Raw genomic sequence first — 18626 nt, 5'->3', positions numbered from 1 at the left:
TATCACCCCTTTTTGTAGTTATTTTTACACTCTTTTGAGCAGAAGTATATTATCTCGCCGTTGAATTTTATCTTCTTTACTGCGTCGTGTTTTGGCAGATATACGCCACAGGTGGCACATTTTACCAGCTCTTCTGGTTGACTGTTTGTGTTTTTTCTCTGTTTTGGTGGAAATAGTGCATCGAGTATGTTGTCTATGCGCTTTTTAAATGAATAGACCGTTACGAATATAAACAGCAAAAATAAAAAGAATATAAGTTTTAGCATTAGCTCAACAGTCCGTTTACAATAAACTCGGCTGCTTCGTCTTCTGTTAATCCCTTCGCCATCAATGTTTCAAGCTGAGCCTGGTTTATTCGTCCAACACTTGCTTCGTGTGTCAATTCTGCTTTATCGTTTTTGACTTTCAAAAGCGGCAGGGTTGAAACTTCAACTTCATCGCCTTTTACTATCTCATTACACTCGATATGGCCCTTTGCATAAGGTGCGTTGCCGTATGCTTCGTTTACAACATGGGCTTTTGTCTGGTCTGTTGCAAAAATGGTTGATGTTGCTATACCGCTTGAATATTCGCCGTTTAACCTTAGAACTTCTCGTATATCTATTATATCGTCTTTTCTTCCATATATTTTGCTTTCAAGGTTGGCTTTTGCATTTTTCATTAGCTCTATATCCATAACAACATTGATTCGCCCAACCCTTGTTTTTGTCTCATAGAATTTACTTGCAAAAAACGAGTTCTCATCAACCTTCATTCTTGTTATTGTCTCGACAAAAACTCCACCGCCTTCATCGTGAAAATGCTCATCTTCATACACGACAAACGAGTTCTTACCGATATACATGTCGCTTTCCATATAGTGATGCAGCTTTTCAACTTTTGTCAAAATGCAGTGTGATTTGAATTTTACCTTAACATTATTGCCGATTATATAGTTAAACTTTAGAATTTGCTCTCCTTTTTTCTTTAAAAACCCTGTGCAGAGATGAACAGGGATAGGGATTATCGTGTTGTCTTCTATCTCTACATCTATCATAACAAGCCCATCGGCTCTCTCCTTTGAGCTTATATGCATTCCTTTTACACTGTTTAATCCAACAACCTTGTTTCCACTTACGATAATTGTTGCAACACCAGGGCTTCTTAGGCTCTTATCACCAGTGTTTTTTTCATATATTTCAACAAGTTGCTCAAACTCTTTTTCGTATCCTTTGACTATGTCCATTTTAATCTTCCTCCAGATAGTTTACATGACCGCAGTTGTCGCAAGTTTTCTCATAATATTCAACAATTTTATCGCTCTTGCCTTCTAAAAAGACTTTGCCTGCGCAGATTAGGTATGAGTATCCGCAGTTTAAGGCTATTTCTTTTCTGTGTGTTATAACTATGACAGCACTGCCCATTGACTTGAAGTGGTTTATAACTTTAACAATCATGTCAAGGCTCATTATGTCTATGCCGCTGTCTGGCTCATCCATTATGATATACTTTGGCTTTAGAAGAATACAGCTTGCAAGCTCAACCTTTTTTCTCTCACCACCTGATAATTTTTTATCAACATACCTGCGCATATATTTGCTTGGGTCAAGATTGACAAGCTTTAGGGCTTCTTCTATCTCTTCTTTCTTTATGTCTCTGTTTAGCTTTAAGTAATTTTCAACGGTTATTCCTTCGAACCTTGCAGGCTCTTGCCACAGAAGTGAAATTCCCTTTCTTGCCCTTTGGGTTATGTCTAAATCCGTTATGTCTTCACCATTGAGTAAGATTTTACCTTCGGTTGGCTTATAATCACTCAAACCCATAATGATGTATCCTATTGTTGATTTGCCAACACCGTTGTTGCCAACGATACAGTAAACCTTGCCTTCTTCAAACTTCATGTTTATGCCTTTGATGATTTCGTTTGAGTTTTTTGTGTATTTTATGTTTTTAAGCTCAAGCATTTCTCCCCCTTACTTGTAGTTTCCAACAAATAATAGTGCTCTAAGTCTCAAGGTCAAGTTTTTTGAGTTTTTCTATCTCATCCCTGTATTTTATTGCGTTTTCAAAGTCCATCTTTTTGGCTGCTTCTTTCATAAGTTTTGTCAGATGTTTTATCCTTTTTGGTATATCCTTCTTATCTATCTTTTCTGTTATTATCTCTTCAAGTTCGTCCATATAGTCAAGGTTGCACATCTGAAGCATCTTGTTATCCTTTGATTTTATTATGCTCTTTGGCGTTATGTTGTGTTTTTTGTTGTACTCTTCCTGAATTTTTCTTCTTCTGTTTATCTCGTCTATCGCCTTTTTCATCGATTCTGTCATGTTGTTTGCATAAAAAATAACTTTCGAATCGGCATTTCTTGCAGCTCTGCCTGCCGTCTGAATAAGACTTGTAGTACTCCTTAAAAAACCTTCTTTGTCTGCATCCAGTATAGCAACAAGATTGACTTCAGGTATATCAAGACCTTCCCTTAAAAGATTTACGCCTATTATACAGTCGAATTTATCATTTCTCAAATCGCTAATCAATTTTGCCCTTTCTATTGCGTTGAATTCGGAGTGCATGTATTTTGTTCTCAATCCGAGTTCGTTGTAATATTCGCTTAAGTCTTCTGCCATCCTTTTTGTTAGCGTGGTTACAAGAACTTTGCCACCTTTTTCTGTTGCTTTTTTTATCTCGCTATACAAATCATCAACGGCGTTATCCATCGGTTTTACTTCAACAGGTGGCTCCATCAGTCCAGTTGGTCTTATTATCTGCTCAACAACGACTCCTTTTGATAGCTCTATCTCAAACTCTGCAGGCGTTGCAGAGACGAATATAACCTGATCCCACTTTTTTACCAGCTCTTCAAATTTTAAAGGCCTGTTATCTAAAGCAGAAGGCAATCTGAAACCGTAGTCAACAAGCGTCTTTTTGCGTGAATAATCACCACGATACATGCCCATCAACTGCGGGACTGTAACATGGGACTCATCGATTATTGTCAAAAAATCATCTCCAAAGTAATCTATCAAAGTTCCCGGTGGTTCTCCTTCTTTTCTGTTTGAAAAGTGTCTTGAATAGTTCTCAATACCGGGACATGTGCCTGTCTGCTCAATCATCTCAATATCGAATAGCGTTCTTTCTTCTATTCTTTGGGCTTCAAGCAGTTTTCCTCGTTCTTTGAAATACTCTATTCTCTCCTGAAGCTCTTTTTTTATCGATTTTATGGCTCTCTCTTTCTTCTCTTTTGTGGTTATGAAGAAGTTTGCAGGGAATATGGCAACGGAGTTTTTCTCTTCTATCACCCTATTTGAAAGCGGGTCGAACATGACGATTCTGTCCACTTCATCGTCAAACAACTCTATTCTTATTGCAAGGTTGCGCATATACGAAGGATAGATGTCTATAACATCGCCTCTTACTCTGAATGTTCCGCGCTCAAAACCTATATCGTTTCTTACATATAACAGCTCGACGAATCGTTTTAGTATGTCGCTTCTTGATAGTTTATCTCCAATGTTTATGTAAAAAGCCAAAGATGAGTAATCCTCCTTCTCACCGGCACCATAAATGCATGATACTGAGGCAACAACAATTACATCCCTTCTTGTTAAAAGACTCATAACGGTTTTCTGTTTTAATCTGTCTATCTCGTCGTTTATCGATGAGTCTTTGGCGATGTATGTGTCTGTTCTTGGAATGTAAGCTTCAGGCTGATAATAGTCGTAATAGCTTATAAAGTACTCAACGGCGTTTTCTGGAAAGAAACGGGAAAACTCGTTGTACAGTTGCGCGGCAAGTGTTTTGTTATGCGATATGACAAGAACGGGTTTATTTAGCCGGGCTATTACATTGGCAAGTGTGAATGTTTTGCCGCTTCCTGTTACGCCGAGTAAAACCTGATATTTAACGCCATTTTTTAGGTTATTTACCAGTTCGTCTATAACGCGTGGCTGGTCACCCGAAGGTTTAAAATCGCTGACAAGTTTGAATATACCCATTATCCGTAATTTTTTCTTCTGAACAGATCGGTTCTTTTTGAGATTATTCTATCTATAAACAGGATTCCGTCTAAGTGGTCTATCTCGTGTTGAATAACAACGGCTTCAAAGCCTTCAGTATCAAACTGATGTTCTTTGCCGTCAAGGTCATAGTATTTTACGGTAATTTTGCGTGCCCTGTTGACATTGCCTGTGTAATCCGGAACACTTAGACAGCCTTCTCTTGTCTTTATTATGCTTGACCAATCAAGGATTTCAGGGTTTATCATTATAAGCTCGCCGTGGTTGATTTTTTGACCTTTTTTGTTTTTTGATGCGTCTATAGCAATAATACGCACGAGTTCCCCAATCTGCGGTGCTGCTATACCGACTGTATGGTTGTAGTATCTCATGGTATCAAGTAAGTCTTGTGCGACTTTAAGAGCCTTCTCGTCGATATTTTTTATCTCATCGCATACTTCTTTTAGTCTTTTATCCGGGTATATCACTATGTCTCTTAGCATAGGCACTCCTAAAGCTCGTAAGTCTCTATTTTTCTAATGGAGTAGTCAACACCTATCTGCTTGCTTGCATTGTTTAGAATCTCTTTGAATTTATCTTCTGAGATGTCCTTTGGCAAATCTATTTCAAGAATCATTACATACATAGGATTATCAGCACTTGTGAGTCTTGTTCTTAGATCTAAAATGTTTATATTATTGTCGGCGAAGGCTTTTGAGATTGTATAGACTATGCCGACTTTGTCTTCACCATACACAGATACGCTGTATAAGTTTTCTGGTTCTTTTGTTTTTGCTTCTTCTTTTTCGATTCTCCTTAAAGAGATACTTAGCTCAAGCTCTTTTCTTGCCTTTGCAAACGATTTCTTTAACTCTAATACACCATAGTTTGTCTCAGATGAGATTATGAGTGTCATAGTGAACTGGTCGCCCAATAGTGTTGAAACTGAATCTTCTATGGAGATGTTTTTATTGTATAAAACTTCTGATACCGCAGCCACTATTCCCGGTTTATCCCTGCCAATAACCGTAAGGGCATAAAAGTATTTGTCCATTTTCTACCCCCTTTATTTTCTTGGGCTCAATTGTATATAGAAAAGATTGTTAATTCAAATAAAAAAGCCGACTCTTGAAGAGTCGGCTTATGTTTATTGTAGGAGGTTTGGGTTTTAATTAAAAGACATAGCTTAACTCAAAAGCGACTGTGTCCTGGTGCATTTTCACACTTGTTTCTGGCCCATACATCATTACATCTTGCATATCTGTATTTTTTACGCTCTGTTTATGGGAGAAGGCGTGGGCGTATGCCATTGATATATCAAAGTTTTTAGTGAATTTGTATGTAAATCCTATTGTTGCGTGGGTCTGGACTATAGCTGGTGCAACTATGTTGCTATTTAGGTCTTCATCTTTTATAGGACTTTTTGCGTAATTAAATCCTGCCCTTACTGTAAAGGATTTTGATATGTCATAGGATGCACCAACTGCAAACACCCACTGATTGTGCCAATGGAAGGGCCATTTATCAATTGCAAGTCCACTTACTTTTGGTTCCCACATTACATCTTTGTAGTTTATCCATCTTATATCTGTTTCTATTCGTAAGGGTTCAATAGGCCTAAAGTCAATGCCGAATGCCACTTGGCGAGGCATATCAAGCCTCATTTTGACTTTGTCGGAGGTAATCATCAATCCATTTCCTGGAGTCGTGTTCCACTCTAATTTTTGCATGTATCTTTTTGATTTGTATACTAAACCAACCGTGAGCATGTCATTAATTTTGTATACTAAACCTAAGTCGAACCCTATTCCGTACGCATTTGCTGTATCCAAGGAATCTGTGTGAACCCCGGGGCTTGGCAATTTCATTTGTTGGTTGGTGTACACTCCTCCACCTAAGGTGTTCTTATAGTCTGGAACATTCCAATCGAATTCCATACTTAGGGCTTGATAGACAAATACGGGCGCGAAACCTATTGAGAAATTGCCGGTTCTATATGCACCACCAATAGACATTTCCATCATTTGCATATTTGAATAGGCTTTTTTTAACCAACCAGTTTTTACATTGACTGGTCCTAAGGGTGTCATGACGGGTACTTTTTGGTCTCCTGTTAAGTTATTATCACTCCAATCAACACCCATACCGGAAACACCATACATTCCAATGCCAAATACAAAGTGAGGTGTTCCACAATTACAACCCATAGGATTGTATGCGAAGCCAGCAGCAGGAACAACAAACAGATTGGAGTCACTCTTGTGTCCATTGAGTTTTCTTGGTGGCATGAATAGGGAACCACCAACATCGAACATTGTATTTGGTAACCAAGCTATTCCAGCAGGATTTTGGATGATTGTTGATGCATCCTGCGGGTTTGCAACAACAGCACCTGCCATACCAAGTGATTTTGCACCAGTGGCTATCATGTAGTAGCCATTAGTTGCGTTAGAGATGTTAGAGATGCCAAAAACCAATCCAGCAGCCAATGCAGCACTAAAAAGCTTTTTCTTAACAGACATCTTAAACCTCCTTTTGTTAAAAAGTCAATTAAATTACAAATTCATAGCTGCCAAAGTAATACTATAACTCTATAATATTCATGTCAATAAAAAACATAATTTTTCTGAAAGATTTTCCGTAAAAAATATAGAGAATCTTTTTCTTATACAAATTCTTATACAAAGTTTTTTGAGAGTTTTTAGGAATTTTTTGAATTTGTTCTTGACTTTTTCATAATTTGACATATGTTCAAAACAGGAGAAATGATGGAGGTAAAAGTATGAAAGTCGCATTTCCAACAAACAATTTAAAAAAGATTGCATCACATACAGCTCTTAGCAAATACCTTGCTATTGTAGATATTGGGAATGGCGAGATAATGGAAAGGGTTGCCGTTAAAAACCCAATCCCTGAGATGGTAAAGGATGGTATGGGCTCAGAAGAGACCGGCAGAGGACTTGGAGCAGGCAGAATTATACCTGCTATTCTGTCTGATTATGGTGTTGAGCTGTTTGTTGCAAGGGATATAGGTGAAGGTATGAGAATGAATCTTGAGTATGCTGGCATAAGTGTATTGGAGACAGAAGAGAAAGAGATAGAAAAAATTATTGAAAGTTTAATAAGGGGGTAAGAAAATGATGAGAAGGTTTAAGTGTGCAGATTGCGGAGCAGAGTTTGAAGAGCCTTTCGGAACAGGCAGGCCTGTATGTCCAAAGTGTGGTTCGGCCAATGTTTACAGGGTTGATGAGTATGCTGGAGCAGGTCCTGGCATGGGCAAGGGTATGGGTCGAGGAATGGGCAGAGGTTTAGGTAGAGGCATGGGAAGAGGCTTAGGTCGTGGCATGGGCAGAGGAAGAAGATTTGGCGACTTTTAGGAGGATTTAAGTGATTGAAGTTCACATACCGAGTTATGGCGTTCTAAAGCTCAAAAAAGCTGTCTTTGACTTCAACGGCACGCTTGCAAACTCTGGTGTTCTTGTTGATAGTGTTAAAAATGCGATGGATGAGCTCTCAAAGAGTCTAAAAATCTATGTTCTGACGGGTGATACATTCTCATCTGCATCTTCTCAGCTTGAAATTCTGCCTTGCGATATAGTTATAGCTCCAAAGGAGAATCAGAGAGAGTTTAAAAAAAGCTTCATCTATGAGCTTGGCTGTAGTGATGTTGTTGCTATAGGAAATGGAAGAAATGACGCAGAGATGCTAAAAAGCGCAGCGTTGGGTATAGCTGTTGATAATGGTGAAGGTATAGCTGTTCAGACGCTTCTGAGTGCTGATATTGTTGTTTATGGCATAGACAGTGTATTTGAGCTTCTTTTAAATCCCACAAAACTTATAGCAACTTTAAGGGGCTAAATTTTAATCCAGGCGGCTCTTTGTGAGTCGTCTGGATGGTTTGTTTAAAATGTATTTTACCCTTGTCTTTTTATACCCATTATGTAAGATTGAAATATGGAAAATTTAAAACTCACCCAACCACACGACACATTCTTCAAAAGGCTATTCAGCAATGAGAAAAATATAAAGGATTTCTTAATCTCATTTTTGCCAGAAAAACTCAAGCAATCATTAGACTTAAACACAATAAAGGTTATAGACACAGAGAAGATTTCAAAGAGATACAAAAGGCATCATCTTGATTTAGTCGTTGAGTGCAAAACAAGTAAAGAAAAAGGAAGAAAAGCTCAGATATACATACTCTTTGAGCATAAATCATACGCGGACAGATTTACTCTCATTCAGATACTCTCATACATGACAACCATCTGAGAGACAAACATAAAGAACAAAGAAGAGTTGATACCCATAATTCCCTTTATCTTCTATCATGGAAAAAAGAAGCTCTCTATTCCTGAAAACTTCTCAAACTATTTCAATATTGAAGACAAAAACATAAAAGAGTATCTTTTAAATTTTAAAAGCATTATCTTCGATACAAACAGACTCAACGATGACAAGATAATAGAAACAACAAAAGCAATAAACAACCTTGAGCTTTTGGCTGGACTTTTGAGCATGAAACATATATTTGATGATATAAAGAGCCTAAAGCCTGTCCTTAAAGCTCTTATACAGGTATCAGATAAGAATGGATATTGTCTGTTTTTGGAGTATATTATTATAGCCAGAGACATAGACAAAAAAGAACTAAGCAGAGTAATTAAAGAAACAGGAGGAGACAAAATGCCAACATTAGCAGATAGACTAATTGAAGAAGGCAAACAGATAGGCTGGCAGGAAGGAAAACAGGCTGGTTGGCAGGAAGGTGTTTATGAAGGACTGCTCGAAGCCATAAAAATAGGCTTGCAGCTTAAGTTTAGCAGTGATGGACTTGCTCTGTTTGAGTCAATAAAAACAATTAATGACATCGATAAACTCAAAACCATAAAAGATGCGATTATTGATGCGAAGAGTGTTGATGAGATAAAGAAGCTTTTGATAAATAATTGAAAGGTTTTTGAGTGCCACCTTTAAGATATAATGAAGAGCTATTTCTTAAATCCACAATTATTTGAATTCACAATTAACTTAAAGTTAAGCCATCATCTGTCTTTCATTACAAAATATAGAAAATAGAATTCCATTTTGATATAAAGTTGCTGAAAATTTATAAGGGGGTGGGTTTTTGTGATTTTTATAGGCTCTGACCATGGTGGTTTTGAGTTGAAAGAGAAGATTAAAGTTTTCCTAAGAGAAAAGGGTGTTGAGTTTGAAGATTTGGGTACATTTTCAGAAGAATCATGCGATTATCCGGACATAGCCGAATCTGTTGCGCAAAAGGTTGCACAAACTGACTCAAAGGGTATATTAATCTGTGGAACAGGTATCGGTATGAGTATAGCGGCAAATAAGGTTAAAGGTATAAGGTGTGCCTTATGTCATGATGCTTATACGGCAGAGTATGCAAGAAAACACAACAACGCAAACATCATAGCGTTTGGTGGAAGGACAACGGGCGTTGAGATAGCAAAGCAGATGGTTGAGATATTTTTAAGGGAAGAGTTTGAAGGAGGCAGGCATAAGAGAAGAATAGATAAAATAGCAAAGATGGAGGGAGTATGAGAGTTTTAAAAGATTTTGACCCAGATGTGTATCAGGCTATTGAGAACGAGAAAAGAAGAGAAATGTATGGCCTTGAGCTTATAGCCAGCGAAAACTTTGTATCCGAAGCTGTGATGGAAGCTCAAGGTTCTGTTATGACGAATAAATACGCTGAAGGCTATCCTTCAAAAAGGTATTACGGTGGATGTGAATATGTCGATGTTGTTGAGAATCTTGCTATAGAAAGGGCAAAAAAACTCTTTGGTGCTGAGCATGTTAATGTGCAGCCACACTCAGGTTCTCAGGCAAATATGGCTGTTTATATGGCAACGCTGCAGCCTGGCGACAGACTGCTTGGTATGGATTTAACAAACGGTGGGCATCTAACACATGGCTCAAGGGTTAACTTCTCAGGAAAACTGTATCTTACATTCGGATACGGTGTTAATCCTGAAACAGGCATGATAGATTATGATGAAGTAGCCGAGATTGCCCAAGAGTTTAAGCCGAGATTAATCGTCTGTGGAGCAAGTGCATATCCAAGAATTATAGATTTTAAAAAGTTCAGAGAGATAGCGGATAGCGTTGATGCTTACTTAATGGCAGACATTGCTCATATTGCAGGCCTTGTTGCTGCAGGCCTTCACCCAAGCCCAATTCCATACTGCGAGTTTGTTACAACAACAACACACAAAACCCTGCGCGGCCCAAGAGGCGGCATGATAATGACAAAGGAGTTCTTTGCAAAGCCAATTGATAAGATGGTATTTCCCGGTATGCAGGGTGGTCCACTAATGCATGTGATTGCTGCAAAGGCTGTCTGCTTCAAAGAAGCTTTGAGTGATGAGTTTAAAGAGTATCAGAAGCAGGTTGTTAAAAACGCCAAAAAGTTAGCTGAAGTTTTAATAGATAACGGATTTAAACTTGTCTCTGGCGGCACTGATAATCATCTAATTCTTGTTGATTTGACAAATAAGAATATAACAGGTAAAGATGCAGAAGAAGCATTGGGTAAGGTTGGTATAACGGTTAATAAGAACACGATTCCTGGTGAGACAAGAAGCCCGTTTGTAGCAAGCGGTATAAGAATAGGAACACCAGCCATAACAACGCGCGGAATGAAAGAGAAAGAGATGGAAAAGATTGGCGAATTTATAACGGAAGTGCTCAACAACATAGGTGATGAGAAGAAATATAGCATGATAAGAGAAGAGGTGAAAAAGCTCTGCGAAGAGTTTATGTTTTACTCTGTCTGATACTTGCACTTTTTATAGTCAAATCAAACGCTGCGCAGCTTGAGTTTTATAAGGAAGGCGGCACATCGTATTTTGTGTTAAGTGATGTGCCGTCTGATTTCAAGGCTTACATAAAGGGCAGGTATTTTGTTGCCTATTTTCCAAAAAAAATACTAAAAAAGGAATTTTTCTCTTTTGACCTTAAAGATAGCGAGTTTTCTAACTTTCAGGTTGAAAATTTTGATAACTCATCTCAAATAGTCATAACCTGTAAAAGGGGTTTTGTTCCTAAGTTTTCCAAAAATGGCGATAAGATAGTGATAAAGGCTTTGCCTTTTGTAGCAACAAAAACAGAAGAGCTTAACTTGTCGGCTGTTCCTAAGGATATGATAGCTTTGCCGTTTTATGTTTCTGAAAACACATTCTCTCCTGTTAAGAATATTAAACCGTCTTACGATGAGACGCTCTTTTTTAGCGGCATCAGGGCATTTTATATAAACAACTATCAACTTGCTGCTGCGTTTTTTAAAGAGATAATTACAAAGTATCCACAGAGTCATTTTTTTATAAGTGCCTATTTTCTGTTGGGTGATTGTTATAAGAAGATGAAACAGTATAACCTTGCAATAAGCACATATAACAAGGCTATTCAACTTGCTCCGAAAAACGATGCCGTTGCCCAAACCCTATTTTCCATAGCTGATATTTATCAGAAGCAGGATATGTTTATGGCAGCAAGACAGATTTACAAAAAGATAAAGAAGGACTATGCGGGAACAGTTTGGGCTTTTAAGGCTAATTTTATGCTTGGGTATAGCTATTATAAAGAGAATAGGTGCAGGCAAGCTTTGAAGTATTTTTTGAATATTCAAAAGAAAAACAGCTATTATCCTTTGAGCATGCTGCTTTCTGCTGAGTGTTTCTATCGAAAGAAGGATTATGCAAGAAGTGTTCTTGCCTACTATTACATGTCAAGTGAACTAAATAGCATAGATGTTAAGAAGTTTTACAAAGAGCTTGGCGATGTTGGTATAGCTTTATGTGAGTTTGAAGATTACAAGGAGTCTGATAAGGTTTTTTCTTATCTTGAGTCTTCAAAAGACAACAACATAGTCGAGTTTTCATACATAGAGAGAATGAGATGTGATTTAAAGAAGGGTGATTATGATGATTTGGATTATCGCGGCAAGTATATTCTAAAATTTTCCAAGAATGCAAAGTATAGAGAACTTGCAAGAAAACTGATGGATGAAGCAAAGCTTAAAAAGGGTCAGGTAAGCAAGAAGATGATTGATGAGATAATGGCAAAATACAAAAACGACCCAGAAGTTGTCTCTTTGGCTTTGTATGTTTATGCTGAGAAAAATTATAGAGATAAAAACTGCCCTGAAGCTTTAGATTATCTTGCCAAGCTCAAGAAAATGTATCCAAATTCTGAATACAACAAAAAATCGGATAGTATAGCTTCTGAGTGTATCAATAGAATGGTTGATGATTTTTATAAAAATCCAGATATTGAAACAATCGAAAAAGCCTATGACTTTGCTGTTCTTTTGAAGCCACAGAAGGCTGATTTGTGCAAACTATCCTGGGGCATGATATTCTCAGGTAAAGTTGGCAGTGTTGAGAAGATTATGCATCAGATAAAGGATGAAGAGTGCAAAGATACTGTTATTGCTAAATTCTATGTCGAGATGGGCAATGATGTAAAAGCAGCAGGTATAGTCAACAAGTTAAGCAAAACAAAGCCGTATGTATATTACATAGACATGATTTTTGGTGATATTAATTACTTTAATAATGATTACAACAAGGCTTATGAGCTTTATAAGAATGGATTGGGAATAGATGTTCCAATCATGCAGGATTACTTAAGATTAAGGATTGCAAAATCGCTTCTTGAGAGTGATAACTGCTCATCAGCCCTGAATTACTTAAAACGGATAAAGACAAGAATGTACAACGATGAAGTGGAGTTTTTAAAGGGCAGATGTCTGTTTAAGCTCAAAAAATACAAGGATGCGATAGAGACATTACTCAATTTAAGGAACAATTTGGCATATAGAGAGAAGGTGCTTTTCTATGTTGCTCTGTCTTATTTGAATCTTAACGACAAGAAGAGTGCCAATGAGTTTTATTTGAAGCTTAAAAGATACTATCCAAATAGCCAATATTTAAAGGTGCTTGAGTCTTTGATGTGATGGATGAGAAATTTAAAACCTTGCAGGTGATGTTTGAAGCCGTTTTAAATACAAGCCGCAAGTTAGAAAAATCCTATGCTCAACTGAAGAGAAAATTTGAAGTATTAGAAGACAAGTTAGAAAGAAACAGGCGCTATTTGGAGAATATTCTAAAAAGCATAGATAGTGGCGTATGTTCTATAGATAAAAATGGCTTTATAACGGTGTTTAACAGAAAAGCCTGTTTAGTTTTTGCGACAAAAGAAGGCAAAGTCAAGGGAAAACATATTGGTGAGATTTTTGCTATAGAAGAACTTGTAGAAAAGAGTGCCTGCGAAGTTGTTGAGTATTTTAGAAGTGAAAGTCGTATTGAGTTGAGTGTGAGGGGGGATAAAAAGATTCTCAGCCTGTCTGCTTCTTTGATATTTGATGAAGATAAAGAAGATGGCGCTGTTGTCGTATTTAGCGACATAACGCAGGTTGAAAGGCTCAAAGAAGAGAACGAGAAAAAAGAGAAACTTGCGATTATTGGTCAAATGGCTGCATCTATTGCCCATGATATAAAAAATCCGCTTGCAAGCATTGAACTGCTTGTGCCACTGCTCGATGATGGCTCTAAGAAAGAGATTGTTGACAATATCATGATGAGTATAAAAAGGATAAATAATATCGTTAACAATACGCTTCTGTTTACAAAAACGGTCAACTATGTGCCTGAGAAGTTTTCCAGTTTAGATTTTGCTAAAGAAGTGGAGTTTGAAGTTTATGCTCAGATAAAGAACTCTGAGATTGAGTTTGAAAAGCACATCGAAGAGTTTGATATGGTTAGTGATAGAAATCTGCTTAAAAGTGCTGTTGTTAATGTTTTGGCTAATGCTTTGGATTTTGCAAAGAATAGGGTTTCTTTCAATGTGTTTAGAAGAGATAAAAAGGCTGTTTTTGAGATATCAGATGACGGCTGCGGTATAGATGATGTGGACAAAATTTTTGAGCCTTTTTACACGAATAAAAAGAATGGAACGGGTCTTGGGCTTGCAATAGTTAAACAGGCTGTTGAGATTTTGGATGGAAATCTTGAAATAGAGACAGAAAAAGGCAAAGGGACAACCTTTAGAATAGTTGTATAGATGGGTAGTTTTATCAATTTTGTTAGGCTTGCTCTGTTGAGTTTCTCTTATAGTGTTAAGCATAAAAAAATAGATGAAGGTGTGATAAGAGAGTGGGTTGATGATGTGCTTAGAAAATATCATATAACCGTTGAGTGTAAAGGCGAGTTTGATGCTGAAAAATCTGTTATAATGGCAAATCACAGCAGTTATTTTGACATACTTGCCCTGTATAAGTGCATAAAATCTAAGCTACTTTGGGTGGCTAAAAAAGAGCTTTTTGGTTATCCGGTAATAGGCAAGGCGTTAAAAGGCATCGGTGCTGTTGGTGTCAACAGAAAAGATGATAAAGAAGCGGCGATTGCTTTGATGAGAGTGCTAAAGAACTTCAAAAGCGGTGCTGTTGTCGTTTTTCCGCAAGGGACAAGAAAAAACAGGAATGCATTTAAAAAGGGTGGAATCCTTATAGCAAAGAAGAAAAACATTCCTATACTGCCTATAAAAATAGTTGGAAGTGAATCTATTATGCCTGTTGGTAAGCTTGAGCTGAATAGTGGAAGCGTTATAGTTAAGGCTTTTGAAAAGATAGATGTAAGTAGGCTTGAGAGTGATGAGATTGAAAGAGTTGTTAGGTCTAAAATATACGATTAGAGCGTTTATTTTTTTTGTATTTGCGTTTTTGCTCTCGTCGTGCTCTGTTTTGAGAAGTAGTGTCTATACGGGTGGTTATTATCCTTATCGTGTTTTAAAGAGCGTGCCTAAGGGTTATACTCAAATAGGTATAGCTTCTTGGTATGGGCCTAAATTTCAGGGCAGAAGAACGGCAAATGGTGAAATTTACAATATGTATGCTCATACTGCTGCAAGTAAAACCTTGCCGTTTAATACGATTGTCAAGGTTATAAACCTAAACAACGGCAGGTCAACAATTGTAAGAATAAACGATAGAGGACCCTTCGTAAAGAACAGGATAATTGACCTATCTTATGCTGCTGCTAAGGATATAGGTATGATAGGAACAGGCACAGCACCAGTTAAGGTTATAGTGCTTGGCAGTGCACCATCTGTTACTATGTTCAAAAACAGTGCAACTATTAAAAGGCCTAAGGTTGAACAACTTGATAAGATAACGATTGATACAAATATTGATGTCAATATCGGTGATTTTGCCGTTCAGGTTGGCTCGTTTAGAAGTCTTCTTAATGCTTTAAGACTTAAAGATAGGCTTTCGAAGAGCTTGAGTGATGTTTATATACAAAGGAAGATTGTAAACGGGATAGTGTTTTACAGGGTGCTTGTTGGAGATTTTGATACGAAGGAAGAAGCAGAGAGATTTGCTCTAAATGCCGTTGCTTCCATCGTGGGTAGTTATTGTATAGTTAAGAAATGAACTTCTCCTACTTAGCCTATCGGGTTTTATCAAAGAAAAAGAGTTCCATAATTGTTTTGAAAGACAATAGCGAAGTTGAAAGACTTGCTGTGGCTTTTGACTTTTTTATTAAGGTTTTTCAGCTTGATGTTGATGTGAGCATGTTTTTCTCTTATGAGATTCCGCCACACTCTTCCATAAAACCTTCAGATTATATCATCTCAGAAAGGCTTAAATCTATCTATAAATTGATAAATTCGTCTAAAAGGCTTCTGTTTATTACAAACATAAATGCCCTTCTTCAGCCTGTTATATCTGCCGATGATTTTTTAGATAGCATCGAGACAATCAAAAAGAGTGATACGCTGAATATAGATAAGCTGTTTAAAAAACTTTCTCGTATTGGATATAAAAAGGTTGAGCGTGTCTATGAGTTGGGCGAGTTCTCAAGACGTGGCTCTATTGTTGATATCTTCTCTCCTTTTTACGATAAGCCTTTAAGGATTGATTTATTTGACGATGAAGTTGAGAGTATAAGATTGATATATCCGCAAAATCAAAGGACAGACAGATTACTTGAAGAAGCTGTAATTCTGCCTGCATCCGAATATAGGTTTGAAGATGATGAGTATGGATACTGCCTGCTTAAAGATGGAGAGTTTTTGAGCGATTATCCGTTTGATGGTTTTTACAGGCTTGCGTTTATTGACAAAAGGGATGTTGATAACGCTTACAGACTTATTGAGCTTTACAAGACAGATGAGATATTTGCTCAAAAAGAAAAAATAGAAGGATTTTTAGATAGCTTTGAGTTTGAAGATGATGCCGTTGTGTCAAGATTGTTTAACGATTCTATTCCTATGGATGAAAAAATAAAGCTTCTAAAGAGTGCTGCTTCTTCTTTAAGGGTTGTTGTCTCAGCAGGTTCTTTGGTTAGACTGAATCACCTAAAGGAGTATTTTTCAACGAAGGGTATAGATTTTAAGCTTTTAAATTCAACTCCTTTTGAAAATCCAAACGGCATATATCTGACAGATTTGTATCTGTATGAAGGTTTTAAAGATAAAGAGAATAGGATAGCTTTTGTCAGTTTTGGAGATTTATTTGGCAGACAGGAGATCGCATTAAAAAGGCCAAAAAGAAAGAGCAGGGTTTATAAAGAGTTTGAGATTGACAGTAAGGTTGTCCATAAAAGATACGGTATAGCTCTGTTTAAAGGCTTAAAAAGGATAAAGATAGACAGAAAGGAAGAAGATTTCTTTGAGCTTGAGTTTGCAGAGCAGGATAAGATTTATCTGCCCGTGTATAATGCTGACCTTCTTCTTGAGTATCACGGCTCAGAGCAGTTAAGCTCTTTAAGAAATAATAAATGGCAAAAGACACAGGAGAATATAAAGAAGTCGATAAAGAAGATACTGACTGAGCTTGTCAGTGCTTACGCAAAAAGGCAGCTTTCAAAGAGAGAGCCTTACAATGTCGAGCTGTTTGAGATAAAAGAGTTTGAAGCGTTGTTCGAATATGACGAGACGCCAGACCAGGCAAGGGCGATAGAAGAAGTAAAAAGGGATATGTCGAAAGATGTGCCTATGGATAGACTTGTTTGTGGTGATGTTTCTTTCGGTAAGACAGAAGTTGCAGCAAGGGCTATAGCTATAGCCGTTTTTAACTATAAACAGGCCGTGTTTATGGTTCCAACGACGCTACTTTCGCTTCAGCATTATAGAACACTACAAGAGAGATTTGGCAATTTTCCCGTTAGAATAGCGCTCTTAAATCGTTTTACGACAAAAAAGGAGAAAGACGAGATATTGAATGGCTTAAAGAACGGTGAGATGGATATACTCATAGCGACGCACTCTGTCTATTCGGATGCGATAGAGTTTGCCAATCTTGGTCTTGTTGTTGTTGATGAAGAGCATAAATTTGGTGTTAAGGTTAAAGAGTATCTAAAAACCAGATACCCAAATGTTGACATGCTCTATTTAAGTGCAACGCCTATTCCACGAACGCTTAATATGGCTTTGAATTCAATCTTAGATATAAGCGTTATAAAAACACCACCGCTTGAGAGAAAACCGATAGAGACGATAATCTCAAAAAGAAAACTCTCTCTGATTAGAGATGCCGTTCTAAGAGAGATAGCAAGGGATGGAAGGGTATATTTTGTTCACAATGCGATAGAAGATATAGAGTATGTAAAGGAAGAGCTTGATAACATTTTGCCGTTTGTAAGAAAGGCCATAGTTCATGCAAAGATGCCAAAAAAACAGATAAAAACTGTATTTGAAGAGTTTAATCAGGGCAAGTTTGAGATGCTTATATCAACATCGATTATAGAGTCTGGTCTTGATATAAAGAGTGTTGACACAATAATAATCGACGATGCAGATAGGTTTGGACTTTCAGATTTATATCAGCTAAGGGGTAGGGTAGGCAGATCAGATAGAACAGCATATGCCTATCTTCTGTATCGTGGAAAGATAACTCAGAATGCAGCCAAAAGGCTTCAGTATATGGAAGAGTTCTTTGAGCGTGGCTCGGGTTTTCATCTTGCGCTTAAGGACATGGAGTTGAGAGGATACGGTAATATTTTAGGTAAAGACCAGTCGGGAAAGATAAAATCCATAGGCTTTTCAACTTACATGTCTCTGATTGAAGAAGCCATATCTGAGATTAAAAATCAGCCGACAAAAAGGGATGTCGAGATAAAACATACATTCTCTGCATTTATACCCGATGAGTTTGCTTCTAACGACGATAAAGTCGATATATACAGAAGGGCTGCCGTTATAGATAGCCTGCAGAAGTTGGAAGAATTTGAAGATGAGCTTAAGGATAGGTTTGGTAGTTTGCCAGAAGAAGTTAAAAATCTCATCTATATTGTTTCACTGAAGATAAAAGCAAAGGATGTGTTTGTGAAAAAGCTTACACTCTCGCCAACAGGCGTTATAGTCGAGTTTTATGTAGATGCTGATATTGATACAGATGAGCTTGTAAAGGTTGTGGATGAGAAGAAGGGCAGATTCTTGAGTCAAACCAGTGTCTATTTTGGTCTGCTCGGTAAAAATCTAAAAACAATAAAAGAGTCTCTCTTTGAAATATTTGATAGAATAAAAAAAGCCACCGCCTTATAGGTGGTGGCATGTTCAACAGGGCTCTCTCGGGCGAGAGAGAAACAGGGGGGAGGCCCCATTAAGGGGGAGTGAGGCGGTACACCTTACTT

At 37.4% G+C, this 18626-nt stretch carries 17 protein-coding genes and 1 pseudogene; 11 read left to right on the top strand and 7 right to left on the bottom strand.

Features of this window, described 5'->3' with window-relative positions; genetic code table 11:
* Positions 1-2: 2 nt before the first annotated feature.
* The 7 genes from G415_RS10010 to G415_RS0105815 form a co-directional block, all read right to left on the bottom strand.
* On the bottom strand, positions 3-266 hold the full coding sequence (locus G415_RS10010; RefSeq protein WP_022670684.1) for a PP0621 family protein: 264 nt from the start codon (positions 264-266) through the stop codon (positions 3-5).
* A complete protein-coding gene (locus G415_RS0105840; protein ID WP_022670683.1) occupies positions 266-1225 on the bottom strand; it encodes a SufB/SufD family protein in 960 nt (319 codons plus the stop codon). The genes G415_RS10010 and G415_RS0105840 overlap by 1 nt, the downstream gene beginning before the upstream one ends.
* Before the next feature lies 1 nt (position 1226).
* Entirely contained in the window at positions 1227-1943 is a 717-nt protein-coding gene (locus G415_RS0105835) for an ABC transporter ATP-binding protein (RefSeq protein ID WP_022670682.1), read from the bottom strand.
* 40 nt (positions 1944-1983) lie between these two features.
* Complete coding sequence (gene uvrB, locus G415_RS0105830) at positions 1984-3969, bottom strand: excinuclease ABC subunit UvrB (protein ID WP_022670681.1); 1986 nt, start codon at positions 3967-3969, stop codon at positions 1984-1986.
* Positions 3969-4472 carry a peptide deformylase gene (gene def / locus G415_RS0105825; RefSeq protein ID WP_033378674.1) on the bottom strand — a complete coding sequence of 168 codons (504 nt, stop codon included), beginning with the start codon at positions 4470-4472 and terminating at the stop codon, positions 3969-3971. The genes uvrB and def overlap by 1 nt, the downstream gene beginning before the upstream one ends.
* 8 nt (positions 4473-4480) lie before the next feature.
* Positions 4481-5023 carry a glycine cleavage system transcriptional repressor gene (locus G415_RS0105820; RefSeq protein WP_022670678.1) on the bottom strand — a complete coding sequence of 181 codons (543 nt, stop codon included), beginning with the start codon at positions 5021-5023 and terminating at the stop codon, positions 4481-4483.
* A gap of 118 nt (positions 5024-5141) precedes the next feature.
* Entirely contained in the window at positions 5142-6491 is a 1350-nt protein-coding gene (locus tag G415_RS0105815; protein ID WP_022670677.1) for an OmpP1/FadL family transporter, read from the bottom strand.
* 260 nt (positions 6492-6751) lie between these two features.
* On the opposite strand from G415_RS0105815, the gene G415_RS0105810 reads away from it, so the two are divergent.
* The 11 genes and pseudogenes from G415_RS0105810 to mfd all read left to right on the top strand — a co-directional run bounded on the left by G415_RS0105810 (position 6752) and on the right by mfd (position 18537).
* Complete coding sequence (locus tag G415_RS0105810; protein ID WP_026939613.1) at positions 6752-7102, top strand: NifB/NifX family molybdenum-iron cluster-binding protein; 351 nt, start codon at positions 6752-6754, stop codon at positions 7100-7102.
* Between the two features lie 4 nt (positions 7103-7106).
* A complete protein-coding gene (locus tag G415_RS0105805; protein ID WP_026939612.1) occupies positions 7107-7346 on the top strand; it encodes a hypothetical protein in 240 nt (79 codons plus the stop codon).
* Positions 7347-7356: 10 nt separating this feature from the next.
* Positions 7357-7827 carry an HAD family hydrolase gene (locus tag G415_RS0105800; RefSeq protein ID WP_022670676.1) on the top strand — a complete coding sequence of 157 codons (471 nt, stop codon included), beginning with the start codon at positions 7357-7359 and terminating at the stop codon, positions 7825-7827.
* Between the two features lie 96 nt (positions 7828-7923).
* Positions 7924-8922, top strand: a pseudogene (locus G415_RS0105790) (Rpn family recombination-promoting nuclease/putative transposase).
* Positions 8923-9099: 177 nt separating this feature from the next.
* A complete protein-coding gene (gene rpiB, locus G415_RS0105785) occupies positions 9100-9534 on the top strand; it encodes a ribose 5-phosphate isomerase B (RefSeq protein WP_022670673.1) in 435 nt (144 codons plus the stop codon).
* Complete coding sequence (locus G415_RS0105780; protein ID WP_022670672.1) at positions 9531-10769, top strand: serine hydroxymethyltransferase; 1239 nt, start codon at positions 9531-9533, stop codon at positions 10767-10769. Before rpiB ends, G415_RS0105780 begins: the two co-directional genes overlap by 4 nt.
* Before the next feature lie 74 nt (positions 10770-10843).
* A complete protein-coding gene (locus tag G415_RS0105775) occupies positions 10844-12949 on the top strand; it encodes a tetratricopeptide repeat protein (protein ID WP_022670670.1) in 2106 nt (701 codons plus the stop codon).
* Positions 12949-14055, top strand: coding sequence for a sensor histidine kinase (locus G415_RS0105770; protein ID WP_022670669.1), 1107 nt, complete (start codon positions 12949-12951; stop codon positions 14053-14055). The genes G415_RS0105775 and G415_RS0105770 overlap by 1 nt, the downstream gene beginning before the upstream one ends.
* Positions 14056-14685 carry a lysophospholipid acyltransferase family protein gene (locus tag G415_RS10750; protein WP_022670668.1) on the top strand — a complete coding sequence of 210 codons (630 nt, stop codon included), beginning with the start codon at positions 14056-14058 and terminating at the stop codon, positions 14683-14685.
* Positions 14645-15424: a septal ring lytic transglycosylase RlpA family protein gene (locus G415_RS10000; protein WP_022670667.1), complete on the top strand. Its 780-nt coding sequence runs from the start codon at positions 14645-14647 to the stop codon at positions 15422-15424. Before G415_RS10750 ends, G415_RS10000 begins: the two co-directional genes overlap by 41 nt.
* The gene (mfd, locus tag G415_RS0105755) at positions 15421-18537 is read left to right on the top strand and encodes a transcription-repair coupling factor (RefSeq protein ID WP_022670666.1); all 3117 of its coding nucleotides are present in this window, start codon (positions 15421-15423) and stop codon (positions 18535-18537) included. Before G415_RS10000 ends, mfd begins: the two co-directional genes overlap by 4 nt.
* Positions 18538-18626 lie beyond the last annotated feature (89 nt).

The organism is Hippea alviniae EP5-r, from assembly GCF_000420385.1.
GTDB lineage: Bacteria > Campylobacterota_A > Desulfurellia > Desulfurellales > Hippeaceae > Hippea > Hippea alviniae.
Note: the sequence above shows the minus strand (reverse complement) of the source record. Positions and strands in the feature narration are given on the sequence as shown.